The organism is Mesorhizobium sp. M8A.F.Ca.ET.218.01.1.1, assembly GCF_004791165.1.
Classification (GTDB): domain Bacteria; phylum Pseudomonadota; class Alphaproteobacteria; order Rhizobiales; family Rhizobiaceae; genus Mesorhizobium.
Window position 1 is genome coordinate 1,223,355 of record NZ_SRUZ01000001.1, and the last position, 25,479, is coordinate 1,248,833.

Sequence of the window (25,479 nt, forward strand, 5' to 3'; positions counted from 1 at the left end):
CTGGATCAGCCGCCGAGCCGGACGCGGTACAGTTCCAGAGGAGCGCCACGGGTCTCCGCCACCGGCTCCAGCCATTCCGGCACGCTGCCGCGCATCAGCCCGGCCAGAAAACCGTCCGGCGCCCTGGCAGCGAACAGCCGGCTTTCAGGGTTGTCGCGGCAGAGCGCGACAAGGCCGACATGGTGACTTTCGACGATGGCTTTGGCGTCGGTGGCCGAGCCCAGCAATGCATCGAACACGAGCAGGTTTCCGGCGACGTTGCGATGGTAGGGCCCGGCGAACACGCGATGACCGGTAAAGGCGAGGATGGGCGAGCCAAGATTGGAGATGGCAAGCACCGTGGTGGGGGCCATCGCGCCAAGCACGGCGAACGAGGCCTTGCTGTTGCAGGGCGCATCGATGCTGGCGTCCCTGGCGGGTGCAGCAGTTGCGAAGGCGCTCGAGGCAGCCTCGGCGGCACCCGACCAGATGGCATTGACCGAGATCAGCCAGGCCGCCGCCATCCTGAGTACCGAGCCGCTGGACGGGCTGGCTTCGGCCCGCTGCCGCCATTTGGCGATCCAGGCCGAAAGCGGGATCACCGCGAAGGCGATGGAGAAGGTCGAGCCGCGCACTTCCCAGGCGCTGACCAGGACCGCCACGACCAGCAGTGCGGCGACGAGGCTGTCCTGCCGCCGCCAGCCGCCATGGCTGAAACGGAGCGCCATCAGCACGATGGCCACCAGCGGCGTGGCAAAACGCGCCACGGCCCTTGCCGGATCGTCGACGACAAGCTGGACGATCGACTGCGCCTCCTCGATATAGCCGAGCCACATCTGCTGCAGGCGCGGGTCGAGATGGGCATAGGGCGCCGCCAGGCATTGCGGGAACAGCAACGCCACGACGAGGGCGAGAGCGACGGCAAGCAGGCCAAGCGACATCAGGCGCTGGGCGGCCGTCGCGTTGGCTGCCCTCCATGAAGCAATGATTACCAGACCGGTGCCGGCAAGCGCTGTGACGGCGAACTGCACGACCGAGAACGTGTCGCACTGGGCCTGGCCCCAGGACGAGACGGGGATGGTGGCGGCGAAGACCAGAGCCGAGACGCCGGCGACGCCGAGGCCGAAATCCCTGGCGATCAGCCTTTCGGCGTCGCCATTGCCGAGAAACAGCAGAGCGACGACGGCGCCGAGGGCCCCGGCATAGGGCGCGCTTTCCATGCCGATGGCCAGGGTCAGCGTGGCGCAGATGCCCGCGACAAGGGCAGCCGGCCGATACGTGGGCGCCTCGAGCAGCAGGGCCAGGCTCGCCAGCGTCAGCATCAGCTGGACATTGTGATGATCGAGCGCGCCTGGGGAAAAAATCCCGATGTAATACAAGGCCGCCCCGCCGACGACGGCGGCGGGCAGCACAGCGGGCGGGCCGGCGAAAGCGCGCGCGGCGCGGATGATGAACAAGACCGCGATAAAGAACTGCAGGGCCGGCCAGACTATTTGCACGATCTGTTCGGCCAGGGCGGCGCTGCCAGTCAGGCTCGAAACGGCAAGGATGCTCAATGCCAGCGGCGCGTCGAGCAGCCGCGACCAGTGCATGACGAAGCCGCCCTCCAGCCCCATTCTGTATTGGTGCAAGTCGAACCAGCCTTGGCCCGCCAGCAGGTCGCGGACTTCGACCAGTTGCAGCAGGCTGTCATTGTCGCCCGCCGGATTGGCCAGTTGCGGGAATCCCTGCTGGGCATTGAGGCCGAGCAGCAGCAAGGCGGCAAGCAACGCGAACGCGATATCGGACTTCCCTGTGGAAGTTCCCGTTGCTGTGCTCATGCCGATCGCCCTTGGCGGGAATGCCGGGCCTTTCCAGGCCAATCGACACTCGTGAAGTCGGTCTTAAACCTAGCCTTAACGGCTTCAATAAATAGTAAAACCGCCTGAACGCGGCCGGTTTCCGGAGCGCGACCGCATGGTCGACAAGGCATTCGGAGACGAAAATGCCGCAAGACATCAGCCATGAACCCGTCATCGCCGTGCTCCTGCCCTGCTATAATGAGGAGCTCACCATCGCCGAGGTGGTGCGGCGGTTCCGCGAGACGCTGCCCGCGGCAACCATCTATGTCTACGACAACAATTCGAAGGATCTGACGGCGCTGCGCGCCCGCGCGGCCGGCGCCATCGTGGTTCGCGAGCCGCGCCAGGGCAAGGGCAATGTGGTGCGGCGCATGTTCGCCGACATCGACGCCGACATCTACCTGATGGCCGATGGCGACGGCACCTACGCGCCCGAGGACGCGCCGCAATTGATCAACACGCTCCTGACCGAGCGTTGCGACATGGTGGTGGGCACCAGGCGCGGCGTCACCGACGATGCCGGCAGGGCCGGCCATGCCTTCGGCAACCGGGCCTTCAACAGCCTCTACAAATGGCTGTTCGGCAGCGATTTCACCGACATTTTCTCCGGCTACCGCGTCTTCACCAGGCGTTTCGTCAAGAGCTTCCCCGCCGTCTCCGGCGGCTTCGAGATCGAGACCGAAATGTCGGTGCACGCCTCGCAGCTCAAATTGCCGGTCAGCGAGATTGCGCTCGACTACGGCCGCCGGCCGGAAGGCTCGTCGTCGAAGCTGTCGACCTTCCGCGACGGCGCCAGGATCCTGTGGATGTTCGCCATGCTGATGAAGGAGACGCAGCCGTTGCGCTTCTTCGGCGCCTTTTCGCTGTTCTTCCTGGCCTCGAGCCTGTTCCTGATGGCGCCGGTGCTGGTCGAATTCGCCGAGACCGGCCTGGTACCGCGCATGCCGACCTGGGTGCTGTCGGTCGGCCTGCTGCTTCTGTCCATGCTGGCGGCGGTGACCGGACTGATCCTCGATTCGGTCTCGCGTGGGCGCGCCGAGCAGAAGCGGATCTTCTATCTCTCCATGCCTTCGGGCCGTGTCGAGCGCCGCACCGGCGACGTGGTTCGGAAGCCGCAACCGGGCAAGGCCTCGCGTGCGGCCTGACCGATGCAACGCATCGTCCGCTTTGTCTTCGCCGGCGGCATCGGCTTCGTCGCCGACGCGGCGGCGCTGTGGCTGCTGCTCGCCGTCACGCCGCTCGGACCCTTCGTCGCCCGCATGCTGTCGATCGGCTTCGCGCTCTTCGTCACCTGGCAGATCAACCGGCACCTGACCTTCTCGCCGTCGAGCAGAGGCGTGACACAGGAAGGCGCCCGCTATGGCGGCGTCGGCGTCGCCACCAGCATCGTCAACTATGCCGTCTACTCAGCCATCCTGCTGGTGCTGCCGGCGGCGCCACCACTGGCGGCGCTTGCCATCGCTTCGCTGGTGGCCATGACGCTGTCCTTCCTGGGTTACTCGCGGCTGGTCTTCGACCGTTAACGGCGTGGCCCGATTGGCAGAAGGCGCCGGGACCCTTATATCGCTTGCGTTGACTGCGCTGGGGATCCGCCATGAAGCTGAAAATCGCCGTCCAGATGGACCATGTCTCGACCGTGTCGATCGCCGGCGACACCTCGTTCGCGCTGTCGCTGGAAGCGCAGCGGCGCGGCCATCAATTGTTCCACTACACGCCCGACCGCCTGTCGCTGCGCGACGGCAAGGTGTTTGCCCGCATCGAGGAGATGCAGGTGCGCGACGAAAAGGGCAGCCACTACTCGCTGGGCGAAAAGGTTCGCACCGACCTATCGGAGATGGACGTCATCCTGCTGCGCCAGGACCCTCCCTTCGACATGAACTACATCACCACCACGCATATCCTCGAGCGCATCCATCCGAAGACGCTGGTCGTCAACGACCCGGCCTGGGTGCGCAACAGCCCGGAAAAGATCTTCGTCACCGAGTTTTCCGATCTGATGCCGGACACGCTGATCACCAAGGATCCGCTCGAGGTGGCCGCCTTCCGCAAGGAATTCGGCGACATCATCGTCAAGCCGCTCTACGGCAATGGCGGCGCCGGCATCTTCCATCTGCACGAGGCCGACCGCAACCTCGCCTCGCTGCTCGAAATGTTCGGCCAGCTGTTCCGCGAGCCCTATATCGTGCAGCGCTACCTGAAGGATGTGCGCAAGGGCGACAAACGCATCATCCTGATCGACGGCGAGCCGGTCGGCGCCATCAACCGGGTGCCGGCCGAGCACGATTCGCGCTCCAACATGCATGTCGGCGGCCGTGCCGAGAAAACCGAGCTGACGGCGCGCGAGCGCGAGATCTGCGCCCGCATCGGGCCGTCGCTCAGGGAACGCGGCTTCATCCTGGTCGGCATCGATGTCATCGGCGACTACATGACCGAGATCAATGTCACCTCGCCGACGGGCGTGCGCGAAGTGCATCGCTTCGGCGGGGCGGATATTGCCGCCCTGTTCTGGGATGCGGTCGAAGCGAAGCGGACATAATCCGTTTTCATTTTGTGTTAACCATGTTCCGCTTTTTGCAGCCGGCTACAACCGGGGCGCAACCGGTCCGGTTACCGGTTCCCCTGATGTTCCTGATTTGATCAAGGCTCTTCGACCCGGCGCTGTTCGCGCTCCCTGACATCAGCCGTCTCGGCCAGCACCCAGTCCCTGAACAGCCTGATCTTCGGGGTGTTGCGGCGGCTTTCGGAATGCACCAGCCAGTAGCCGTCGCCGTCGGACCCCATGGCCTCGAACGGCTGAATGAGCTGTCCTGTCGCCAGCAACGAGCTGTAGAGGTTGCGGGTGAGGATGGCGACGCCCTGATCGGTCAGCGCCGCCATCGCGTCGTAGGCCTGCGTGCCAAGCTCCGGGCCGGCTATGATGCGATCGGGCTCGAAGCGGGCGCCGGCTGCTTCGAACCAGATCTTCCACCAGGGATCGGTCGAACAGCATAGTGGCAGCTTGTAGAGATCCTCGGGCCGGCGGATGCCTCCCACGCTCCGCACCAGCCTCGGGCTGAGCATCGGCGTGTAATCCGCCTTGAACAGATAGTGGGCTGCCAGGCCCGGCCATTTCCCGGTGCCGGTGCGAATGCCGATATCCATGCCGTCGCGCCCAAAATCGGCCAGCCGGGACGATGTGTCGACTTTCACGGCAAGGTCCGGATGCATCAGCTGGAATGCTCCAAGGCGCACGGCGAGCCAGGTCGAGGCAAAGGTCTGGACCGTGGTGACCGACAAGACGCCGGTGGCGCCGCCCTTGGTCGCCACCCACGCATCGGCCAGCGCCGAGAAGGCACCCGATGCGTGCGGCGCCAGCTGCTCGCCGGCCTCGGTCAAGGCGATCTGCCTTGTTTTTCTTACGAAAAGCGGTGTTCCGGCGCGTTCCTCCAGCACCTTGATCTGGTAGCTCGCCGCCGACTGGGTCATGCCGAGTTCTTCGGCCGCCTTGGTAAAGCTGCCCAGCCGCGATGCGGCTTCAAACACCCTGATGGCGCCCAATGGCGGCAGGTCCCAGCTCATCACACATCAATCCTGTTGATGCATGATAAGCGACGTTCGATTGGAAGCCAAGAGCCGGCAAGCGCACACTCAAACCATCGACCCAACCCGAAAGGACATGGCCATGAACACTTCCACGCGGCGCCTCACAGTCCGTCATCCGATGCTGGACCTCTTCGTTGCTCCCTTCCGATCGCGGTCGCGCCGCCTGCTCGATCAGCGCGCGCTGTCCGACCATTTCAAGCGCGACATCGGCCTGCTCGACGGCCACGCGCCTTATGGCAGCATCCGCTAGACACGATTGGCGCCCGGAGACAGAGAGAATGATGACCGTGCCCGCGAAAGCCCTGGCGCAGAGCCGTCGGACGGTCGAGTCGTATGAGGACTACGCGGTCCGTTATGACGAGATTGTCGGACATGTTCCCCACCCGAACGACCAGGCCGCGCTCAAGCGCGCCGCGGCGATCGCCGGGCCGGGCGGCCGAATCCTGGAGATCGGGTCCGGACCTGGCCGCGATGCGGACTTCCTGGAGGGCCTCGGCGTCAAGGTCCGGCGGACCGACGCGACGCGGCGCTTTCTCGAACTGCAGGCAGCCCGCGGCAAGACCGGCGATCTGCTCGATGTGATCACCGACGAGCTTGGCGGTCCCTATGACGCGGTGGTGGCGCTTGCCGTGCTGATCCATGTGCCGCGCGACCAGATCGACCCGGTTCTGGAGAAGATCGCGCGGGCGTTGCGGCCCGGTGGTGCCTCTGTCGTCTCGATGCGCGACGGCGACGGCGAAACGAGCGGCAGATACCATACGGTCGACTGGCGCAAGGACGCCTTCGCGGCGCGCATCGAGGCCGCCGGCATGGAGCTTGTCAGCCACAGCTTCCGCGTCGGCAGGAAGGAGCGAGGGTGGAACACTTTTCTGGCGGTGAAGCCGTCGTGATCTGCACGGACTCCCGGAACATTCGCCTCCATCCTGCGCGGCTCGCATCGTCACGCGCTCGGTGAGGCGCCTTGCAGGCTGTTGCGAGCCCGTCGACGGTAGGCGCACGCCTCTCTTTGTTCCTGTATTGTTCTTGCCTTGGGCTAAAATCTGTGGTTGTCTCGCGTTGACGTCGCTCGCGGCCGGCTCACAAAGGCTGGGGAGAGACGGCATCGGGGGCAAAGAATGGTGGCGCGGGTTCGTACGGTCGCTTTCCAGGGCATCGAGGCCGTGCCGGTCGACGTGCAGGTGATGATCGCGCCCGGCAAGGTCGGCATCCAGATCGTCGGACTGCCCGACAAGGCGGTGGCCGAGAGCCGCGAGCGGGTGCAGGCGGCGCTGCATGCGTCGGGCCTGTCGATGCCGTCGAAGAAGGTCACCGTTAACCTGGCGCCGGCCGATCTGCCCAAGGAAGGCAGCCACTACGATCTGCCGATCGCGCTTGGCCTGATGGCAGCACTTGGCGCCATTCCGGGCGACATGCTGGCCGGCTATGTCGTGCTTGGCGAACTGTCGCTCGACGGCACGATTACCGCCGTGGCCGGCGCGCTGCCGGCGGCGATCGGCGCCAATGCCGAGGGCAAGGGCCTGATCTGCCCGTTCGCCTGCGGACCGGAAGCTGCTTGGGCGGGGCGGGAATTCGACATTCTGGCGCCGCGCAGCCTGATTGCCATCGCCAACCATTTCCGCGGCACGCAGGTGCTGTCGCGGCCCGAGGCCGGCATCCGCGCCGCGCCGCGCGACCTGCCGGACCTCGCCGACATCAAGGGCCAGGAGACGGCCAAGCGGGCGCTGGAGGTGGCGGCCGCCGGCGGCCACAACCTGCTGATGGTCGGTCCGCCCGGCTCTGGAAAATCGATGCTGGCGCAGCGGCTGCCGTCGATCCTGCCGCCGCTGGCGCCGAAGGAGCTCCTGGAGGTCTCGATGATCGCCTCGGTGGCCGGCGAGCTCGGCGAAGGCAAGCTGACGGACCGGCGACCGTTCCGCGCTCCGCACCACTCGGCCTCGATGGCGGCGATGGTCGGTGGCGGCATGCGCGCCCGGCCGGGCGAAGTATCCCTAGCGCATCACGGCGTGCTGTTCCTCGACGAGTTCCCCGAATTCACGCCGCAGACGCTCGATGCGCTGCGCCAGCCGCTTGAGACCGGCGACTGCATGATCGCGCGCGCCAACCACCGCGTCACCTATCCGGCGCGCATCCAGCTGGTGGCGGCGATGAATCCGTGCCGCTGCGGCATGGCCGGCGAGCCGGGTTATCGTTGCGTACGCGGCGAGCGCTGCCGCACCGACTATCAAGCGCGCATCTCAGGACCGCTGCTCGACCGCATCGATCTTCGTATTGAAGTGCCGGCGGTCTCGGCCAGCGACCTGATCCGCCCCGACAGGGCGGAGAAGAGTGCTGACGTTGCACTCCGCGTCGGCCGCGCGCGCACGCTCCAGCGCGAGCGCTTCGAACGGCTCGGCGTCAACAGCGCCACCACCAACGCGCATTGCGCGCCGGCTGTCATCGAGGCGATCGCCATGCCCGATGCCGCCGGCCTGTCGCTGCTCAAGGACGCCAGCGAAAAACTCGCCTTTTCCGCCCGCGCCTACCACCGGGTGTTGAAAGTGGCGCGCACGCTGGCCGACCTCGACGCCAGCGAAACCGTCGGCCGCATCCATCTGGCCGAGGCGATTTCCTATCGCATGAGCGCGGAGCGTGTGGCGCAGGCGGCGTAGAGACCGCAGTACTGGGCACAACATTGCCGGCTCTACGCTCGCGAGGCGGCCTCGAGGCACCGGCCGGGCCGGTGACGGCTGGCAGATAACGTTTCGAAGCTGCGCGATGCGCTTGGGCTGAACTGAGCCCATTCAGGAGGGTCCGTGGGCCGGTTCCGGCCCAAGCTTGCGCCAGCTCAGCCCTGTTTCGCCTTCAACTCCAGCCGCCGCTTATGCAGCACCGGCTCGGTGTAGCCATTCGGCTGGCTCGTTCCCTTGAACACCAGGTCGCAGGCGGCCTGGAAGGCGATCGAACTGTCGAAATCCGGCGCCATCGGCCGGTAGAGCGGATCGCCGACATTCTGCAGATCGACGATGGCCGCCATGCGCTGCAACGAATCCCTGACCTGGATTTCCGAGCAGACCTTGTGGCGCAGCCAGTTGGCGATGTGCTGCGAGGAGATGCGCAGCGTGGCGCGATCTTCCATCAGGCCGACATCGTTGATGTCGGGCACTTTCGAGCAGCCGACGCCCTGGTCGATCCAGCGCACGACATAGCCCAGAATGCCTTGCGCGTTGTTGTCGAGTTCGCGCTGGATCTCGTCGGGTGTCCAGTTCGGCCGCACGGCCACCGGCACCGACAGGATATCGTCGAGTTTCGCCTTCGGCCGGCTCTTCAGCGCCGCCTGGACGGCGTGGACATCGACCTTGTGATAGTGCGTGGCGTGCAGCGTCGCGGCCGTCGGCGACGGCACCCAGGCAGTGTTGGCGCCGGCCTTGGGGTGGGCGATCTTCTCGACCAGCATCGCCGCCATCAGATCGGGCATCGCCCACATGCCCTTGCCGATCTGGGCATGACCGGCCAGCCCGCATTCGAGACCGGTGTCGACATTCCAGGCCTCGTAGGCGGAAATCCAGGCGGCCTGCTTCATGTCGCCCTTGCGGATCATCGGGCCGGCTTCCATCGAGGTGTGGATCTCGTCGCCGGTGCGGTCGAGGAAGCCGGTGTTGATGAACACCACGCGCTCGCGTGCGGCGCGGATCGCTTCCTTGAGGTTGATGGTGGTGCGCCGCTCCTCGTCCATGATTCCCATCTTGATGGTGTTCTTCGCCATGCCGAGCAGCGCCTCGACGCGGTCGAAGATCTCGACCGCGAAGGCGACTTCCTCCGGTCCGTGCATCTTTGGCTTCACCACATACATCGAACCGGCGCGGGAGTTCATCTGCCGCCCCTTCGGCCCGACATCGTGCAGCGCGATCAGCGCCGTCATCGCCGCGTCCATGATGCCTTCCGGCACCTCGTTGCCGTCACGGTCCAGAATCGACGGATTGGTCATGAGGTGGCCGACATTGCGCACCAGCATCAGCGAGCGGCCAGGCACGGTGAGTTGGCCGCCGGCGGGTCCAGTGTAGGCGCGGTCGGGGTTGAGCTTGCGGACAAAGCTCTTGCCGCCCTTGCTGATCTCTTCGGCGAGGTCGCCCTTCATCAGGCCGAGCCAGTTGCGGTAGACGACGACCTTGTCCTCAGCGTCGACAGCGGCGACCGAGTCCTCGCAGTCCTGGATGGTGGTCAAAGCCGATTCCAGGATGACGTCGGCGATTCCAGCCGGGTCGGTGCGGCCGATCTGGTTGGCGCGGTCGATCAGGATTTCGGTATGGAGGCCGTTCTTGACCAGAAGCACGGCTTCCGGATTCTCGGCATCGCCGCGATAGCCGGCGAACTGTTTCGGGTCGGCAAGGGTGGTGGCGCCGGCGCCCTCGCCGAGCTTCAGCGCGCCATTGGCGATCGAGAGCCCGTTGACGCCTGCCCATTTGCCCGTGGTCAGCGGTACCGACTGGTCGAGGAAGTCCTTTGCCCAGGCAATCACCTTGGCGCCGCGCGCGGGGTTGAAGGCCTTGCCCTTCTCAGCGCCGCCGGTCTCGGGAATGGCGTCGGTGCCGTAGAGCGCATCGTAGAGCGAACCCCAGCGCGCATTGGCGGCGTTGAGCGCATAGCGCGCGTTCATTACCGGCACGACGAGCTGCGGCCCGGCGACGACGGCGATTTCCGGATCGACATTTTCGGTCGAGACGCTGAAGGCCGGACCTTCGGGAACGAGATAGCCGATCTCCTTCAGGAACGCCTTGTAGGCGCCCATGTCGATCGGCGCGCCCTTGTCTTGGTACCAGCCGTCGAGCTTCTCCTGCATGGCGTCGCGTTTCGCCAGCAGCGCCCGGTTCCTGGGCGCCAGATCATGGACGATGGAGGAGAATCCGTTCCAGAAGCGCGCCGCTTCGATGCCGGTGCCGGGCAACGCTTCGTCGACGACGAAGTCATGCAGCTCGCGGGCAATGCGCAATCCGGCGATCTCGATGCGATCGGTCATCAGGCTAACTCCAGATGAAAGGCTTTGCGGGGCGTTTGGCATGTTGGGGGTGCAGGGTCAATTCAGCTTAGGGTGAAGGTGGGGCATTTTGGGCCTTCTTTGAAGACACATCCGTGCGGATGTGTTCTTCATCTGTTTGCGTGCGCCATTCTGAACCGTTCGCTCTACCTCCAACGTCACGGAATGGATCCTAGGGTCTCCGCAACGTCGCTTCGCTCCTGCTCCGCCCTAGGATGACGAACGCGCAGGATTCAGGTCAGGCCGAGTCGAAAATGGTGGCGTCCGAGAACCGGAGCGGAGCGTACTTAAGGTACGTGAGCACCGGAAGCGCAGGACGCCGCCATTTGCAGGCCGGCCTCACCTGAATCTAAACCGCGATCCTTGGCCTGCCCGAGGCCACTGCCACGACATGCGCTTCGATGAACATGCGCTGCGCTTCGACGGTCGAGACACGGAACTCCGTCGCGACCTCGATCTCGGCGCTGTCGGTGCCGGCATCCCGGGCGCGTTGGGCGACAATGGCCCGCACGTCGGCCTCGGCGGCCGCGATCGCCGCCGCTTCGTCGAGGAAGTCGCGCACCGTTTCGCCCGAGGCAAGCCGGAACAGGCCTTCCTTGGGCTGGCTGACGCGGGCCTCGGCCGAAACCCTGACCTGGCCGACGACGGCGCCGAGCGCGTTGGCGACATCGGTATCCCGGGGCACCACGCAGTCATTGCCGACCAAGGGCGCCAGACCGGCGTAATGCAGGGGGGCCGAAGCGCCCAGCCCAATGACGGGACGGTCGAGCGCGACGCTGAGGCGAGCGATGCCTGGATGCGCATCGACGGCGCGCTGCACCAGCGCGTGCGCCACGGTGGCCGCACCATCGAGCCCGTCCTCGGCAAAGGCGGTTTCCAGGATGTATTCGGCCGACCAGCGCGTCAGCGTCACCAGCACGCGTTCCGAAATCACCTCCGGTGATGCGGCGATCGGCTGGCCACGGCCATCGCGCCTGCGGGCGAACAATTCGGCGCCAAGGCGAGCGGCGGCGACATCCCAATTCGCCTGCTTGCCGAACACATGAGCGGCGTCCGATGGCGTGAAGCCTGAGATATGCACCAGCCCGCGCGAGACCAGGCGGTTCAGGGTGGCATTCTGGGCGTTCGATGTCAGCAGCCTGTCGAGGGCAAGCGGCGTCGCGCCGATCGCCTCGTAGAGCTTTGCCTCCGGGACGGTCAGCCCCGCCGCGAGCCGGTCCGGCACGCCGGTGCGGACCGCGAAGCGGCCATCCATGCGGCCGGTGTTGGGGGCGCGCAACTGGCGTTCGAGCTCCGCCGTCACCGCCTCGCCATGCGCCATGCCAGCCAGCGCCAGCGGCACCAGCCGGCGCGGCCCGAGCAGGATTTTCGGGTTGAGCGCGCCATCCTCCAGCGTCACCTCGGAATCACCGCCGAGGCCGAACGTGCGCATGGCGACCGCCTCGACCATGGTGCGGAAGCCACCGACGGTGGCGCCTTCCGGATCGAGCCGCGGCCGGCCGCCATCGAGCACGGCGACGTCGGTGGTGGTACCGCCAATGTCGGACACCACCGCATTGTCGAGCCCGGTCATGTGGCGGGCGCCGACGAGGCTGGCGGCGGGACCCGAGAGGATCGTCTCGATCGGCCGCTGGCGGGCAAACGCCGCCGAAACCAGCGCGCCATCGCCACGCACCACCATCAGGGGCGCGGCGATGTCGCGCGCCGCGAGAAAGCCCTCGGTCGCCGCCACCAGCCGGTCGATCATCGAGATCAGCCTGGCGTTGAGCAGCGTGGTGAGCGCCCGGCGCGGACCGCCGAGCTTGGCCGACAATTCATGGCTTGCCGTGACCGGCAGGCCGGTCCTGTCGCGGATCAGCTCGCGGGCGGCGATCTCGTGCGCGGGATTGCGGGTGGCGAAATAGGCGCAGACGGCAAAGCCGGACACCGAGGCGCCGAGTTCCGGCAGCATCGCCTCCAGCCCGGACAGATCGAGCTTTGCCGCATTGCCATGCACATCATGGCCGCCCGGACAAAACACCACCGGGTCGGTGCCAAGTGCGGTCTTCAAGCCATCGCGGGCAAGATCGGCCTCGGAAAAGCCGATCATGACCAGTGCCACCCGGCCGCCCTGACCCTCGACCAGTGCGTTGGTGGCGAGCGTCGTCGACATCGAGACCAGCTTGATGTCAGCCGGATCGGTGCCCGCTTTCTCCAGCACCGCATCGACGGCGCCAGAAATGCCGACGGCCAGATCATGCCGCGTGGTCAGCGCCTTGGCCTTGGCCAGCACCTTGCCCTTGTTCGCTCCCTGCTGGGGACCTTCGGTCTCGGACCACAGCACGGCATCGGTGTAGGTGCCGCCGGTGTCGATGCCGAGGAAGAGAGGTTTTGGCTTGGTCATTTTGGGGCGGGGTCCGGGCAGATTGTTTGGTTGCCTGCCCTTAGCGGATACGGGCTTGCGGATAAAGCCGGGAGAGATGGGCCACAAGCGATCTCCCCCCTCGTGGGGGAGATGTCCGGCAGGACAGAGGGGGGCGCTGTCCCGCCGACCTTGCCGCGGTTATGGCAGCATCAGCCAAGCCCGGCCGCCATAACAATATGCTGGCACACATTATCGATGTCGCGAATGACGTCGTCGTTCCAGAAGCGCAGAACGATTCAGCCGTCTTGCTCCAGGCGCGATGTCCTGGCTTGGTCGCCGGTGATTGGGTCCGCATGCTGGGAGCCATCGACTTCGACGACAAGTTTCTTCTCCGGACAAGCAAAGTCGACAATGTAGCCGGCGATTGGAAATTGCCGGCGGAAGCCAAGCCCCATCAAACAGTGCGCGAAGCTCGTTCCACAGCTTCAATTCAGCTGGTGTCGTGACCTTGCGCATCGATCTGGCGTTTGCGCGATGTCTTGGAGGCAAAGGCGTATGAGGCATTGCACTATTCGCTGCGTGTTGGAGGCAGCGCTCTACGGCGCCCCCCTCTGTCCTGCCGGACATCTCCCCCACGAGGGGGGAGATTGGCTACTCACCTATCCCACAAACCCCACCTTCTTATGACTGCCATCGCAGAACGGTTTATTCGCGGAATGACCGCAGCGGCAAAGGAAGACCTTGGTGGTGCGGTCGACCGTGTGACCGGTGCCGGTGACGATCTCGACATTGCCTTCGAGCTTGAGAGGACCGTTGGGGGTCGGCGTCGCCTTCAGCGGCCCGTCACGGGTCTCCAGCGCGGGCGTGTCCTTCAGCGCCGGTTCGCCGGTGGCGGTAAAGCCCGCCTTGATGTGGCTGTTGTCGCAGAACGGCTTGTTCTGCGAGGCGCCGCAGCGGCAGAGCGTGGCGCGATAAAAAGTCTCGTCACCAAGCACGATCTCGGCATGCACCGCCAGCGGACCATTTTCTCGTAGCCGCACGGTGTTGACCACTGGTGGCTTTTCCTGCGGCCCGCCATCCTTGCGCACATAGGTGATGGCGCCCGAGGGGCAGTTCTCGGCCAGCGCGACGATCTTCTCGACGCTGGCCGCCTCGGGATGGATCCACTGGCCCGGCGCGTTGGGCACGAAGACGTGCGGGTCGCCGAGCACGCAATTGCGCGAGTGGATGCAGCGCTTGCCGGAAAATCCGACGTCGATCTTGTCGCTTTCGACCATGCCAGCCATTGGCGTGCTCCCTGTTTGCCTGGAGCACGCCGCGCCTGAATACGCGGCGTGCCTTGGGTATTTGGACAGGCTATGGCTCCCAGCAGGAAAACCGTCAAGCTGGCAAACCGGTCAGGGGACCAGATCGATCTCCTCGGTCTCGCCGCCGCTGCAGGTATAGCAGCAATCCTCGCATTTTTCCTTGTTGCCGGGGCCGACGCCCCAATAGGTGCCTTCGTCGCCGTCGACCCAGGCGCCATAGCAGATCGATTCGCCTTCGTTGCAGGAAATCGGCAGCTGCTTGGTCTCGCCGTCGTCGAGATAGAAATCCTTGCCATCGCCCGGCCAGACATAGTCGCGGTCCTGGCTGTAGAGCTCGAGGCGCATGGCATTGGGGTGGCTGTTCTTGACGGCGAAGGTGACGTCGCCGGCATGGGCGGCTGGGACAAACAGGACGGCAAGCGAAAACGCGGCGGCAAGCCGGCGCGCGGATGTGAAAGACATGGAAACCCCCGATGTAGAATCGGCCCCCACGGCCGATGGGGGGATCATGGCATGACGCGGGCCGGCGCTAAAGGGATGATGCTGGCAATCCCTGCCAAATCATCGCGGCATTTCGCCTTATCGCTGCCAAAAGGGCAGCTTGGTCGCCTTATCGCTGCCAAAAGGGCAGCTTGGCGATCTCTTCCTCGACCTGCCGTGTCGTCAAGCCGATGTCGTCGATCAGATGCGGATTGGCTTGCGCCATCTGCTTCAGCTGCCAGCGAAAATGTGCCTGCTCGCGCCAGGCAGCGATGGCGTTTCGCAAGCTCGCCAGGCTGTAGCGCCGACGCGGCGCGTGCGTGGAACTTGCGGGCATTCCCGGCCGCAGTGCCTGCGGGACCGAAGCAAGGATATGGTTCATGACAACCTCCGTGGGGCCGGACTTGATGGCCCTCGAGCTGAAAGAGGTTGAATTCTGCCGGATACGAACGCTGCCGTAATTAAACCCTCCCAAATAGTTCTCAAAAGTTCCAAACCGGCGTCTAACGCTTTGTTTTCACGCAATTCCCTGGCAATGCGCTACACGCTTCTCCGCTTCGCGTTTTGCCTCGAATTGCTCTATAGATGCGCCGATGCAGGGAGAGCGCTTTGCCTTTGGCCCGTTCGTGCTCGATGCCGGTGCGGGAACGCTGCTCCGGAACGATGCCCCCGTGGCCATCGGCTACCGCGGGCTGAAGCTGCTCGCGGCGCTGGTCGCAAGATCCGGCGAAATCCTCGAGAAGACCGAACTGATGGACGCGGCATGGCCGGGCACAGCCGTCGAGGAAGGCAACCTCACCGTCCAGATCGCGCAGCTGCGCAAGCTGCTTGGCCCGCCCGGCATTGCGGGTGAAGGGAGCGGTGAATGGATCGCCACCGTTCCGCGCGTCGGCTACCGTTTCACGGCGGCCGTCGAACACCTCAATGGCGCCAAGCGAAAACCGTTGCCGCTGCCTGACAAGCCATCGATAGCGGTGCTGCCCTTCGTCAATTTCAGCAACGATGCCGGGCAGGACGCCTTCTGCGACGGCTTGACCGAAGACCTGATCACCGACCTGTCGAGGATCTCCGGCCTGTTCGTCATCGCGCGCAATTCGACCTTTGCCTACAAGGGAAAGGCGATGGACGTGCGCGAGATCGCCAGGGAACTCGGCGTCCGCTATCTGCTGGAGGGCAGCGCGCGGCGCGATGCGGGGCGCGTGCGCATCAACGCGCAGCTGGTCGACGCGGCGAGCGGCGATCATCTGTGGGCGGAGCGCTTCGACCGCGGCCTGGACGATATCTTTGCCGTCCAGGACGAGGTGACCGCCAAGATCGTGGAGGCGCTGCTCGGCCGGCTGCGCGCGCCGCCGCCACGCAACCGGCCCACCAATCTCGACGCCTACGATCTGTGCGTGCGGGCGCGCAAGCTGATCGACGATTCGCCGCAGACGGCGCGCGAAGCGCATCTGATGCTGACGCGCGCGGTCGCGCTCGATCCCAGCTACGCCGAGGCCTATCGCTGGCTCGCCATGAACCACTGGATGGGATGGGTGCATTGGGGCGCTCCGGTCGACCCCAACCGCCGCATTGCCCTGGATCTGGCGCTCAAGGCGGTCGCGATCGATCCCAACGATGCCGGCTGCCACTGGGTGCTCGGCAATCTGCTTGCCTATGAGCATGATTTCACCGAGGCGGATGCCGAATTCGCCAGGACCTTCGAACTCGACCCCAACGAGGCCGACGCCTGGGCGACATTGTCCGATATAACGACGCTCGCCGGGCGGGTCGAGCAAGGCCTTGAGCACATTCGCAAGGCGTTCCGGTTGAACCCGTTTCCGGCGAGCTGGTACTATCTGACGCTCGGCCAGGCGCAATATGCGGCGCGTGACTATGAAGCAGCCATCGAGACGCTGCGCCGGGACGAGACCTACCGCACCAGTTCACGCCGCTTCCTGGCGGCGAGCCTTGCGCAACTTGGCCGGCTCGACGAGGCGCGCGCCGAGGTCGAGCTGTTCCTCGTCGGCAACCCGCATTTCACCACCAGCCATTGGGTCTGGACCGAGCCCTTCCGCGACGACGCGACGCGCGCGCATTTCATCGAGGGCTTCCGCAAGGCCGGCCTTCCAGACTGACGCGTCGGAATAACCGCCTGCACGAGATCCCTGATCACGGCACCAGGTCGATCGTCTCTGTCGTGTGTTCCACGCAAATGAAGCAGCAGGTATCGCAAGGCTGGTCGTTGTCCGGCCCGACGCCGGCGGAAATCTTGTCATTGCCCTCGACCCAGGCGCCATAGCAGATGCGTTCGCCCTGGTTGCAGGAGATCGGCACTGATTTCTGCGAGCCCGGATCGACGAGAAACACCTTGTCGCTGCCCGGCCAGACGGTCTCGCGGTCGCGGCTGAACAGCTCGACCGCGACCCCCTCCTTGCGCAGGTTCTTGATGAAGAAGGCCATGTCGGCGGCCTCGGCCGAATTGGCCAGGACCAGTGCCGCCAGCGCAACCATGCGAAACAGCGTCACCGCCGACCTCCCCCGAATCATCGCGGGCAGGTTCGCACGCCTGCCGGGAACTAGGAAGACACGCGGCCGTCCGCGGTGATCTCACGCCCCAGCCTCACCACTTCACGCACCAGCAGATCGAGATCGTCACGTCGGGTGCGATGGTTGGTGATCGCCACGCGCAGCCAGTGCCCGCCATGCACGGTGGTGTCGGAGAGGGCCGCGATGCCTTGCTCCTGCAGCCGCAGCATGATCTCGATGTTGAGCGCCTTGAGCGCTTCGCCCGCCAAACCGGGCTGGTAGCGGAAGCAGACGATGTTGATGGTCGGCGCCGCCGCCAGCTCCAGCGACGGCTCGGCTTCGATCAACCCGGCCAGATAGGAGACCTGCGCGATGTTCTGGTCGATCAGGCGGCCGAATTTTTCGACGCCATGTTCCTTCAACGCCATCCACACTTTCAGGGCGCGAAAGCCGCGCGAGGTCTGCAGGCCATAGTCGTGCAGCCATTCGCCTGAGGCCAGGCCGCGCGGCGTCGATTCCAGATATTCGGGCGTCACCGCGAAGGTCCGGCGGTGCGCGGCGGCATCCCTGACCAGCGCACAGCCGACCTCGAAGGGCGCATGCAGCCATTTGTGCGGATCGAGCGCGATCGAATCGGCCCATTCGACGCCAGCGACGCGATGCTTGTTGTCAGGCGCGATGGCGATCAGCGCGCCGATGCAACCGTCGACATGGAACCACAGGCCTTCCTCATGCGCGAGTTTGGCCAGCGCCTTGAGGTCGTCGATCGCCCCGGTGTTGACCGTGCCGGCATTGCCGATGAGGCAGGCCGGCGTGAACCCGGCTGCCCGGTCCTCCGATATCGCGCTGCGCAGGGCCGATATGTCGATGCGCAGCCCGGCATCGGTCGCAATCCGGCGCAGCGCCCGGTTGCCCAAGCCGAGCGCTTCCATGGCCTTGCGGTGGCAGGAATGGATCTGGTCCGAGCCGTAGAAGCGCAGCGGTTTTTCGATCGCGGCTACGCCGTGCTCACGCACGTCGATGCCCGCCTTGGTGTTGCGCGCCACCGTCAGGCCGATGATGTTGGCCATCGAGCCGCCACTGACCAGCGTGCCGGAGGCCGATGCCGGAAAGCCGAGCATCTCCTTGCACCAGTTCACCACCTGGCTGTCCATCAGCCCGGCGGCATGGTTGCCGCCGCCGAGATTGGAGCCCTGGATCGCCGCCAGGAAATCGCCGAGCGCGCCGGTGAAGTTGCTCGATCCCATGTACCAGGACCAGAAGCGCGGGTGGATGTTGCCCATCGGGTAGGACATCACGGTGCGGGAGACGTCCTCGTAGACAGCGGCAAGCGGTGCCGGCGAGCGCGGCAACGGGGCGGTGAAGAAGTCCCGCAGCTGGCCGGGCATCTCCCGCCATACGGGGCGGTCGCGCAGCTCGCGCAGATAGTCGACGGCATCATCGACGACCCGATGCGACAGGGCCTGGACATCGGCCCAGTCGGCGGGGTCGAGCGTTTCCTCGGCCACCATGTCGAGATGGTCGTGCGCGACGTCCATGACAACCTCCCGTCAAGCCGCCGGGAATTGGCAGCCGGGCGTCGAGCGCGACAGGGCGATCTCGTCGGCGTCCATTTCGGCCTCGATGCCGTCGAACAATGGTGTCGACATGTAGCGCTCGCCAGTGTCGGGCAGCATGCACAGGATCACCGACCCGGCCGGAGCCTTCTCCGCGACTTGCCGCGCAACGGCGAAGGTGGCGCCGCCGGAAATGCCGGTAAAAATACCTTCCTTCTGGGCCAGCGCCCGCGCCCATTTGATGCCCTCCGGCCCGGCGATCGGCATGACCTCGTCATAGAGGCTGGCGTCGATCGCTTCCTGCAGGACATTGGGGATGAAGTCCGGCGTCCAGCCTTGGACGGGATGCGGCTCGAAGGCCGGATGGCTGGCGGCGGGAGCGCCATCGGCACCGCGCGGCTGCGCCTTGCCGCTGCCGATCAGTTGCGCATTGGCCGGCTCGGAGAGCACGATGCGTGTATCGGGCCGTTCGCGGCGCAAGACGCGCGCCACGCCGACGACGGTGCCGCCGGTGCCATAGCCGGTGACGAAGCAGTCGAGCCGCGAGCCGGCGAAATCGTTGACGATTTCGCGCGCGGTCGTCGCCTCGTGGATGGCGGCGTTGGCGACCGTCTCGAACTGGCGGGCAAGGAACCAGCCATTGGCCTCGGCCAGCTCGACCGCCTTCTTGTACATGCCAAAACCCTTTTCGGCGCGGGGCGTCAGCACCACCTTGGCGCCGAGCATGCGCATCAGCTTGCGGCGCTCGACGGAAAAGCTGTCGGCCATGGTGACGACCAGCGGATAGTTTTTTTGCGCACAGACCATGGCAAGGCCAATCCCGGTGTTGCCGCTGGTCGCCTCGACCACGGTCTGGCGCGGCTTCAGCGCGCCGCTGCGTTCGCCCTCCTCGATGATGTTGAGCGCCAGCCGGTCTTTCACCGAGGCCGCGGGGTTGAAGAACTCGGCCTTGACATAGATGGCCGCATGGGCCGGCGCGAGATTGTTGATGCGCACCGCCGGCGTGTCGCCGACCGTGTCGAGAATGCTGTCGAACAGGCGACCGCGCCCGGCAGTGGTCCTGATTTTCTGTTTGTTCAACATCGTTGATCTCCTCGATCGTGTTCATCTTCACGGGCCGGTTACAAACCGGCGCGTTGGGCGGCGAGGTTTCGAGACCTTGCCGCGCTAGGACTGACGTGCCGGCGATGCGGCAATGAGCGCGGCTGGCGCGAAATTCGCCGCCGGATGCGCCATGTCGTGTTTGGTGATAGAGCAAGGGCCGACAGGCCAGCGTGGGAGCAGGCGTGGAAACGGACGTGGAATCCGCACCATCGAGACAGGACGGCGGCATGCCGTGCCTGTTGGTGCGGCTGCTCGGACCGCTGACGATCACGCATAACGGCGTGCCGATGGCACTGCCGGCGTCGCGCAAGCTGCGGGCGCTGCTTGCCTATCTGGTGCTGGCGCCACATCCGGTAGGGCGCGGCCGCCTGTGCGAGCTTCTGTGGGATGTGCCCAACGATCCGCGCGGCGAGTTGCGCTGGTGCCTCAGCAAGTTGCGCGGCGCTCTCGACACGCCGGACCGGCGCCGTGTCCGCTCGCAAGACGATACTGTCGCGCTCGATCTCAGCGGCTGCCTCGTCGATGTACTGGAGATCGGCCATGCCGCCACGCACGGGATCGACGCGCTGGATGCGGAGCGGTTGCGGGCGCTGGCAAAACTCTTCGCGGGCGATTTCCTCGACGGGCTGGAGCTCGAACGCAGCCCGCACTTCAACAGCTGGCTGATGGGCCAGCGCCGCCGCTTCCGGTCCGTCCACGCGGCGGTGCTGGAACAGCTCGTCGCGAGCCTGCCAGCGGACTGCGACGAGGCGATCGCGCATCTCGACAGATGGGTGGAACTCGCGCCTTTCGACGCGCGCGCGCATGCGAGGCTGCTGGCGAGCCTCGCCAGGCGCGGCGAGATCGCCGCGGCCGAAAAGCACCTGGCGGCGGCGGCACGGTTGTTCGAATCGGAAGACCTGGATTTCGCGCCGCTCCGGTCAGCCTGGCGGATGATCCGTGACGAGCAGCCGGCTGCCTGGCCGCGGGTCCAGCCGGCCTGCCGGTCCACGGCGGCGCAATTGGCGCCCCCGTGCGACCCTGGTCCGGTCGAGCCGAGCCATGCATCGCTGGCGGTGATGCCGTTCGTCGAGGAATCCGGCCTGCGCGGTGGGCTGGCCGACGGCCTCACCCACGACATCATCACCCGTCTCGCCAAGCTGCGGGATTTCTTCGTCATCGCGCGCGGATCGGTGTTCGCGCTGGCCGACAGGCGTATCGCGCCCGAGGAGGCAGGCCGCCGGCTGAAGGTCGACTATGTCGCCGCCGGCACGGTGCGCAGCGCCGCTGGCCGTCTTATCGTCAGCGTCGAACTCATCGAGGTGCGCACGGCAAGGATCGTCTGGGCCGAGACCTTCGAGCGCCGGCCGGACGACATCTTCGCCGTGCTTGACGATATCGGCGACAGCATCGTGTCGTCGATCTCGGCCGAGATCGAAACGGTCGAGCGCAACCGCGCCCTGCTGAAGGCGCCCAACTCGCTCAATGCGTGGGAGGCCTATCACCGCGGCCTCTGGCACATGTACCGCTTCACCCAGGCCGAGAACGAAACGGCGCGGCATTTCTTTGCCACGGCCTTGCAGCTCGATCCGACCTTCGCCCGCGCCTATGCCGGCCTGTCTTTCACCCACTGGCAGAACGCCTTCCAGCGCTGGGGCGACCGCGACCGCGAAAGCGCGCTGGCGTTCGAGAGCGCCGGCCAGAGCCTGCTGGTCGACGACCACAATCCGGCCGCGCACTGGGCGATGGGGCGGGCGCTGTGGCTGCGCGGCGAACAGGACGGGTCGCTCTCCGAATTGGGGCGGGCCGTGGACCTCAGCCCGAATTTCGCGCTCGGCCATTACGCGCTGTCCTTCGTCCACTCGCAATCGGGCGACCCGCGGGCGGCGATAAGCTCGTCGGACCATTCGCGGCATCTCAGCCCCTTCGACCCGTTGCTGTTCGGCATGCTGGGGTCACGCGCCATGTCGCATGTCCGGCTCGGCCAGTTCGAGGAGGCGGCCGAATGGGCGCTGAAGGCGGCGGCGCGGCCCAATGCCCATACCATCATCCTGGCGATCGCCGCGCACTGCCTGGCGCTTGCCGGCCGGCTCGACGAGGCACGCGGCTTCGCCGCCGCCATCCGCAAGACGCTGCCGGACTACCGCGCCGACGATTTCATCGGCACGTTCCGCTTCGAGCCCGACGCCGAGGCGCTGTTCCGGCAAGGCGCCAGGCGGATCGGGCTCGGCTGATCGCTTGAGCGGCCCCCGTTAACGCTTCCGGAAGGAGTTGCTTAACCGTTCACCGCTATGTGACCTCCGGGGGGTCCATGGCAAAGTGAGTATGATGAGCAACAGCCCCGACAAGCGCAACGAATGGCGCGCCATTCTTCATGTGCAGGCCCGTATTGCCGTGCTGTTTGTCCCCGTTGTGGCCAGCCTGCTGCTCATCGCCGCGCTTGCTGGCAACGATCGCAAGTCGGTTCCCGACGTCGACCGAACGGTTACCGGGTCGGTGCGGTAAATCAGGCCGAACCGGCTTTTTCCCGGCTCTCCGGGCGCTCAATAAAACCTTGGGATCGGACCGTTCTGGGGCGTGGTACGGTCGCCGAGGTCGAGAAAGATCTCGTCGACATAGCACCAGCCCCAGCCTTCCGGCGGGTCATAGCCCTCTATGACGGGATGGCTGGTGGCATGAAAATGCTTGGTGGCGTGGCGGTTGGGCGAGTCGTCGCAGCAACCGACATGGCCGCAGGTGCGGCAGAGCCGCAGATGCACCCACCACGAGCCGCTCTTCAGGCATTCCTCGCAGCCAAGCGCGCTCGGCGTCACGTCCTTGACATCAGCCGCGTGTCTGCACTCGTCAGCCATCACACTCTCCCCACAGGTTGAGGCGCGTCGGCATGGCTGCCTTCCCGCGCAAGAAATGCATGCAATGCCGCCACCACCTGGGCGCCTTCGCCGACGGCAGCTGCGACACGTTTGACAGAGCCGGAGCGCACGTCGCCGATGGCGAACACGCCGCTGCGGCTCGTCTCCATAACGCCATGCGCCGATGCTATGTCCGATCCGGTGCGGATGAAACCCCTGGCATCTAGCGCCACCTCGGATTGGGCGAGCCAATCGGTGTTCGGATCGGCGCCTATGAACAGGAAGAGATGGCGGATCGGGCGCGTCGTCACCGCGCCGCTCGAGCGGTCGCGCCAGCGGACGGTGGCGAGATTGCCTTCCTCGCCGTCCAGCGCCTCGACCTCGGCGCCGGTCAACACCTCGATGTTCGGCTGCGCCCTGATGCGCTCGACGAGGTAACGCGACATCGACGCCTCGAGACTGCCGCCACGCGCCAGGAGCGCCACCTTCCTGACATGGCTGGCCAGGTAGACAGCCGCCTGGCCGGCCGAATTGCCGGCGCCGACCAGCGCCACTTCCTGGCCGCCGCAAAGCCGTGCTTCGATGGGCGAGGCCCAATAATGCACGCATGTGCCCTCGAACTCGGCGAGGTTGGCGACATCGAGGCGGCGGTAGCGCGCGCCGCTGGCGATCACCACCGAGCGCGTGCGCACCGTCTCGCCGTCGCCGACCGCAAGCTGGTAGCGCGCGCCGCCGGTGGCGGCACCGAGCAGCTTCACCTCATCGGGGATGACCATCTCGACGCCGAATTTCTGCGCCTGGTTGTAGGCACGCGCCATCAGCGCCATGCCGGTGATGCCCGTGGGGAAGCCGAGATAGTTCTCGATGCGCGCGGAAGCGCCGGCCTGGCCGCCAAAGGCGCGGCAATCGAGCACGATGGTCGACAGCCCTTCCGAGGCCGCGTAGACCGCCGCCGCCAGCCCGGCCGGGCCGGCGCCGACGATGGCGACGTCATAGACCTTGCTGGCGTCGACCGGCCGCAGCAGGCCGATGCAGCGGGCGAGGTCTTTCTCCGCGGGATTGAGCAGCAGCCTGCCGTTCGGGCACAGCACGACCGGCAGGTGGTGCGGATCGACATTGAAGTGCTCGAACAGGGTCTTCGCGCAAGGATCGGTTTTGGAATCGAGCACGCGGTGGGGCTGGCCGCTGCGCGCGAGAAACCCCTGCAGGCGCAGGACATCGCCATTGTCGGCCGGCCCGACGATGATGGGACCTATCGTGCCGCTCTCGAGCAGCCCGACGCGGCGCAGGATCAGCGCCCGCATGATACGCTCGCCGAGATTGGCCTCCTGCACCATCAGGTCGCGCAGCCTCTGCGAGGAAATGACGAACGCCTCGACCGCCTCGGCGGCCTCGGCATTGACCAGCGAGGGACGGGCCGAAAGCTGCGCCAGCTCGCCGACGAAGCTGCCAGGGCCATGGGTGACGATCGTTTCGCGTCTGCCGAGCTTGCCGTCCTGGGTGATGTCAACCTTGCCCGACAGGATGACGATCAGCCCCGGGGACACATTGCCGGCCTCGAAAATGTGCTCGCCGGCGGCATAGGCGCTGGCCTCGCCGAACCGGCGCATGCGTTCAATGTCCGCCTCGGCCAGCGTTGGGAAGGCCTGGTCGCGGCGGGCGCCGAAGATCGCGGTGCTGGATTGAGACATGGTTGCGAACGTAGCGAAGCGGGCGCGCGGTTTGAAGCGGTTTGTTCGGGGACTGGCCACGAGGCGAGGTCATCGTCTTGAGCTTCTGAACCGATCGAACGGTTCGAAACGGGATTTTGGTGCCCAGAAGAGGACTCGAACCTCCACTCCTTGAACCGTGCACGTCTACGGCGGCTATAAAACAGTCGGCAGAAGTTTGCGTTGGCGCTGCAAGACTGTTCCTTGGTACAGACACGATCCATCTCTGGCGCCGATTTGCGAGCGAAACCCGGCATGCCCCAGTTCAATCTGGCTTTCTACTGCTACCCAAAAAAGGAAGCGATCGAGGATTTCCGTAGGGCTGGCGGGCTGATCGAGGCGCGCGCGCCGGACATCAAGGTCCGCGTGCTTTCGACGGCATCCGCGCTGACGATGTTGCGGACCACGACATTGGCCGGGAGGCCTACCCTGTCCATCGAGATGGATCGGCTGAAATGGCTTAAGCCGCTGCGCGGAACGCGCCTCGTCCATCAGCGCATGGGCAAGATCGGGGAACTGTCCGCCCTCGATACGGCGGGACTTCCCGTTCCCAGGTGGACGGAGATCGTACCCGGGACAAATCTCGATCCAGCAGCGTGGGGGCCTTACGTGGTCGTGAAACCCTCGCGTGGCAAGCAGGGGGCGTTCGTGCGCATCACCAAGACCGGACGTGTGCGTTACATCGCGCCGGCGGACTATCCGCAAGATCATCCGGGCAGACGCGCGCCGATGATTGCCCAGCAATATGTCCATACCGGTCCATGGCCGACGGCGTACCGCGTGCTGAGCTATCTCGGCAGGCCCCTTGCCGCCATCCGGTATGAGGGCCGGCGTGACCTCAGCCCGGTGAGCGGTCCCAGTGGTTTCCGATCGGCCCCTGGCGCGTCGATCGTGGCCTCGGCCAAGGGATGCTCGATTGGTCTTGCTGCGGACCAGGACGTGCTTGACCTTGCCGTTCGCACCCATGCCGTTTTCCCGACCATTCCGTCGCTCGGCGTGGACATCCTGCGCGACGCCGCGACAGGCGAACTGTTCCTCATCGAAATCAACCCGGTCGGCGACAGCTGGATGCTGTGCGGCCACGCCGGGCGTAACATACAGGAGCAGTTCGGCCTCGATTTCTACGCGCAGTTCGGCGCGCTCGATATCATCGCGGAGGCTTCGATCGAGGCCACACGCAGGCTGGCGGTCTGAGGCTTTCGCCTTGCACAAATCAATAAAAAAGCCCGG

22 protein-coding genes and 1 pseudogene are annotated in these 25,479 nt (G+C 65.7%); 10 read left to right on the forward strand and 13 right to left on the reverse strand.

Annotated elements, in window-relative coordinates:
* Nucleotides 1-5: 5 nt before the first annotated feature.
* Nucleotides 6-1,799: a GtrA family protein gene (locus EN861_RS05890; RefSeq protein ID WP_135862841.1), complete on the reverse strand. Its 1,794-nt coding sequence runs from the start codon at nt 1,797-1,799 to the stop codon at nt 6-8.
* 164 nt (nt 1,800-1,963) lie between these two features.
* Between EN861_RS05890 and EN861_RS05895 the strand changes: the two genes are divergently transcribed.
* From EN861_RS05895 to gshB, 3 genes are all read left to right on the forward strand, one after another.
* Nucleotides 1,964-2,965: a glycosyltransferase gene (locus EN861_RS05895; protein WP_127871116.1), complete on the forward strand. Its 1,002-nt coding sequence runs from the start codon at nt 1,964-1,966 to the stop codon at nt 2,963-2,965.
* Between the two features lie 3 nt (nt 2,966-2,968).
* Nucleotides 2,969-3,343 carry a GtrA family protein gene (locus tag EN861_RS05900; protein ID WP_127277975.1) on the forward strand — a complete coding sequence of 125 codons (375 nt, stop codon included), beginning with the start codon at nt 2,969-2,971 and terminating at the stop codon, nt 3,341-3,343.
* A 71-nt stretch (nt 3,344-3,414) separates the two neighbouring features.
* Nucleotides 3,415-4,356, forward strand: a complete 942-nt coding sequence (gshB, locus tag EN861_RS05905) for a glutathione synthase (RefSeq protein ID WP_127277974.1) — start codon at nt 3,415-3,417, stop codon at nt 4,354-4,356.
* A gap of 101 nt (nt 4,357-4,457) precedes the next feature.
* On the opposite strand, the gene EN861_RS05910 is transcribed toward gshB, so the two are convergent.
* A complete protein-coding gene (locus EN861_RS05910; protein ID WP_127277973.1) occupies nt 4,458-5,378 on the reverse strand; it encodes a LysR substrate-binding domain-containing protein in 921 nt (306 codons plus the stop codon).
* Between the two features lie 103 nt (nt 5,379-5,481).
* On the opposite strand from EN861_RS05910, the gene EN861_RS35300 reads away from it, so the two are divergent.
* From EN861_RS35300 to EN861_RS05920, 3 genes are all read left to right on the forward strand, one after another.
* On the forward strand, nt 5,482-5,652 hold the full coding sequence (locus EN861_RS35300; RefSeq protein WP_189343562.1) for a hypothetical protein: 171 nt from the start codon (nt 5,482-5,484) through the stop codon (nt 5,650-5,652).
* Between the two features lie 31 nt (nt 5,653-5,683).
* Nucleotides 5,684-6,292, forward strand: coding sequence for a class I SAM-dependent methyltransferase (locus EN861_RS05915; RefSeq protein ID WP_127871113.1), 609 nt, complete (start codon nt 5,684-5,686; stop codon nt 6,290-6,292).
* Between the two features lie 225 nt (nt 6,293-6,517).
* On the forward strand, nt 6,518-8,050 hold the full coding sequence (locus EN861_RS05920; protein WP_135862843.1) for a YifB family Mg chelatase-like AAA ATPase: 1,533 nt from the start codon (nt 6,518-6,520) through the stop codon (nt 8,048-8,050).
* Nucleotides 8,051-8,226: 176 nt separating this feature from the next.
* Here EN861_RS05920 and EN861_RS05925 read toward each other — a convergent pair whose 3' ends face one another.
* From EN861_RS05925 to EN861_RS05950, 6 genes and pseudogenes are all read right to left on the reverse strand, one after another.
* Nucleotides 8,227-10,395: a malate synthase G gene (locus EN861_RS05925; protein ID WP_135862845.1), complete on the reverse strand. Its 2,169-nt coding sequence runs from the start codon at nt 10,393-10,395 to the stop codon at nt 8,227-8,229.
* Between the two features lie 367 nt (nt 10,396-10,762).
* The gene (locus EN861_RS05930) at nt 10,763-12,796 is read right to left on the reverse strand and encodes a hydantoinase/oxoprolinase family protein (RefSeq protein ID WP_127279669.1); all 2,034 of its coding nucleotides are present in this window, start codon (nt 12,794-12,796) and stop codon (nt 10,763-10,765) included.
* 170 nt (nt 12,797-12,966) lie between these two features.
* Nucleotides 12,967-13,321, reverse strand: a pseudogene (locus tag EN861_RS05935) (endonuclease domain-containing protein).
* 95 nt (nt 13,322-13,416) lie between these two features.
* Nucleotides 13,417-14,043 carry a CDGSH iron-sulfur domain-containing protein gene (locus EN861_RS05940; RefSeq protein WP_127279668.1) on the reverse strand — a complete coding sequence of 209 codons (627 nt, stop codon included), beginning with the start codon at nt 14,041-14,043 and terminating at the stop codon, nt 13,417-13,419.
* Between the two features lie 111 nt (nt 14,044-14,154).
* A complete protein-coding gene (locus EN861_RS05945; protein WP_127279667.1) occupies nt 14,155-14,526 on the reverse strand; it encodes a hypothetical protein in 372 nt (123 codons plus the stop codon).
* Between the two features lie 148 nt (nt 14,527-14,674).
* Nucleotides 14,675-14,926 carry a DUF1127 domain-containing protein gene (locus tag EN861_RS05950; protein WP_135862849.1) on the reverse strand — a complete coding sequence of 84 codons (252 nt, stop codon included), beginning with the start codon at nt 14,924-14,926 and terminating at the stop codon, nt 14,675-14,677.
* Nucleotides 14,927-15,137: 211 nt separating this feature from the next.
* On the opposite strand from EN861_RS05950, the gene EN861_RS05955 reads away from it, so the two are divergent.
* Nucleotides 15,138-16,658, forward strand: a complete 1,521-nt coding sequence (locus EN861_RS05955) for a winged helix-turn-helix domain-containing tetratricopeptide repeat protein (RefSeq protein WP_135862851.1) — start codon at nt 15,138-15,140, stop codon at nt 16,656-16,658.
* A gap of 34 nt (nt 16,659-16,692) precedes the next feature.
* On the opposite strand, the gene EN861_RS05960 is transcribed toward EN861_RS05955, so the two are convergent.
* Genes EN861_RS05960 through EN861_RS05970 form a run of 3 tightly spaced genes read right to left on the reverse strand, consistent with a single transcriptional unit; the run spans nt 16,693 to nt 19,688 of the window.
* Nucleotides 16,693-17,049, reverse strand: a complete 357-nt coding sequence (locus tag EN861_RS05960; protein WP_135862854.1) for a hypothetical protein — start codon at nt 17,047-17,049, stop codon at nt 16,693-16,695.
* A 50-nt stretch (nt 17,050-17,099) separates the two neighbouring features.
* The gene (locus EN861_RS05965; RefSeq protein ID WP_135862856.1) at nt 17,100-18,587 is read right to left on the reverse strand and encodes an aspartate aminotransferase family protein; all 1,488 of its coding nucleotides are present in this window, start codon (nt 18,585-18,587) and stop codon (nt 17,100-17,102) included.
* A gap of 12 nt (nt 18,588-18,599) precedes the next feature.
* The gene (locus EN861_RS05970; RefSeq protein ID WP_135862858.1) at nt 18,600-19,688 is read right to left on the reverse strand and encodes a pyridoxal-phosphate dependent enzyme; all 1,089 of its coding nucleotides are present in this window, start codon (nt 19,686-19,688) and stop codon (nt 18,600-18,602) included.
* Between the two features lie 248 nt (nt 19,689-19,936).
* Between EN861_RS05970 and EN861_RS05975 the strand changes: the two genes are divergently transcribed.
* The gene (locus tag EN861_RS05975) at nt 19,937-21,922 is read left to right on the forward strand and encodes a BTAD domain-containing putative transcriptional regulator (RefSeq protein WP_135863009.1); all 1,986 of its coding nucleotides are present in this window, start codon (nt 19,937-19,939) and stop codon (nt 21,920-21,922) included.
* Nucleotides 21,923-22,013: 91 nt separating this feature from the next.
* Nucleotides 22,014-22,193 (forward strand): hypothetical protein, encoded by a 180-nt coding sequence (locus tag EN861_RS05980; protein ID WP_135862860.1) that lies wholly within the window; start codon nt 22,014-22,016, stop codon nt 22,191-22,193.
* Between the two features lie 38 nt (nt 22,194-22,231).
* On the opposite strand, the gene EN861_RS05985 is transcribed toward EN861_RS05980, so the two are convergent.
* Nucleotides 22,232-22,540, reverse strand: coding sequence for a UBP-type zinc finger domain-containing protein (locus tag EN861_RS05985; RefSeq protein WP_127871103.1), 309 nt, complete (start codon nt 22,538-22,540; stop codon nt 22,232-22,234).
* Nucleotides 22,540-24,231 (reverse strand): cyclic nucleotide-binding domain-containing thioredoxin-disulfide reductase, encoded by a 1,692-nt coding sequence (locus EN861_RS05990; protein ID WP_135862862.1) that lies wholly within the window; start codon nt 24,229-24,231, stop codon nt 22,540-22,542. The genes EN861_RS05985 and EN861_RS05990 overlap by 1 nt, the downstream gene beginning before the upstream one ends.
* A gap of 273 nt (nt 24,232-24,504) precedes the next feature.
* Here EN861_RS05990 and EN861_RS05995 point away from each other — a divergent pair, with 273 nt between their 5' ends.
* Nucleotides 24,505-25,443: a hypothetical protein gene (locus tag EN861_RS05995; protein WP_135862864.1), complete on the forward strand. Its 939-nt coding sequence runs from the start codon at nt 24,505-24,507 to the stop codon at nt 25,441-25,443.
* The last annotated feature ends 36 nt before the right edge of the window (nt 25,444-25,479 follow it).

Coding starts and splice junctions, on each gene's coding strand:
- EN861_RS05890 (WP_135862841.1), bottom strand. CDS start 1,799: ATGAGCACAGCAACGGGAACTTCCACAGGGAAGTCCGATATCGCGTTC.
- EN861_RS05895 (WP_127871116.1), top strand. CDS start 1,964: ATGCCGCAAGACATCAGCCATGAACCCGTCATCGCCGTGCTCCTGCCC.
- EN861_RS05900 (WP_127277975.1), top strand. CDS start 2,969: ATGCAACGCATCGTCCGCTTTGTCTTCGCCGGCGGCATCGGCTTCGTC.
- gshB (WP_127277974.1), top strand. CDS start 3,415: ATGAAGCTGAAAATCGCCGTCCAGATGGACCATGTCTCGACCGTGTCG.
- EN861_RS05910 (WP_127277973.1), bottom strand. CDS start 5,378: ATGAGCTGGGACCTGCCGCCATTGGGCGCCATCAGGGTGTTTGAAGCC.
- EN861_RS35300 (WP_189343562.1), top strand. CDS start 5,482: ATGAACACTTCCACGCGGCGCCTCACAGTCCGTCATCCGATGCTGGAC.
- EN861_RS05915 (WP_127871113.1), top strand. CDS start 5,684: ATGACCGTGCCCGCGAAAGCCCTGGCGCAGAGCCGTCGGACGGTCGAG.
- EN861_RS05920 (WP_135862843.1), top strand. CDS start 6,518: ATGGTGGCGCGGGTTCGTACGGTCGCTTTCCAGGGCATCGAGGCCGTG.
- EN861_RS05925 (WP_135862845.1), bottom strand. CDS start 10,395: ATGACCGATCGCATCGAGATCGCCGGATTGCGCATTGCCCGCGAGCTG.
- EN861_RS05930 (WP_127279669.1), bottom strand. CDS start 12,796: ATGACCAAGCCAAAACCTCTCTTCCTCGGCATCGACACCGGCGGCACC.
- EN861_RS05940 (WP_127279668.1), bottom strand. CDS start 14,043: ATGGCTGGCATGGTCGAAAGCGACAAGATCGACGTCGGATTTTCCGGC.
- EN861_RS05945 (WP_127279667.1), bottom strand. CDS start 14,526: ATGTCTTTCACATCCGCGCGCCGGCTTGCCGCCGCGTTTTCGCTTGCC.
- EN861_RS05950 (WP_135862849.1), bottom strand. CDS start 14,926: ATGAACCATATCCTTGCTTCGGTCCCGCAGGCACTGCGGCCGGGAATG.
- EN861_RS05955 (WP_135862851.1), top strand. CDS start 15,138: ATGCAGGGAGAGCGCTTTGCCTTTGGCCCGTTCGTGCTCGATGCCGGT.
- EN861_RS05965 (WP_135862856.1), bottom strand. CDS start 18,587: ATGGACGTCGCGCACGACCATCTCGACATGGTGGCCGAGGAAACGCTC.
- EN861_RS05970 (WP_135862858.1), bottom strand. CDS start 19,688: ATGTTGAACAAACAGAAAATCAGGACCACTGCCGGGCGCGGTCGCCTG.
- EN861_RS05975 (WP_135863009.1), top strand. CDS start 19,937: ATGCCGTGCCTGTTGGTGCGGCTGCTCGGACCGCTGACGATCACGCAT.
- EN861_RS05980 (WP_135862860.1), top strand. CDS start 22,014: ATGATGAGCAACAGCCCCGACAAGCGCAACGAATGGCGCGCCATTCTT.
- EN861_RS05985 (WP_127871103.1), bottom strand. CDS start 22,540: ATGGCTGACGAGTGCAGACACGCGGCTGATGTCAAGGACGTGACGCCG.
- EN861_RS05990 (WP_135862862.1), bottom strand. CDS start 24,231: ATGTCTCAATCCAGCACCGCGATCTTCGGCGCCCGCCGCGACCAGGCC.
- EN861_RS05995 (WP_135862864.1), top strand. CDS start 24,505: ATGCCCCAGTTCAATCTGGCTTTCTACTGCTACCCAAAAAAGGAAGCG.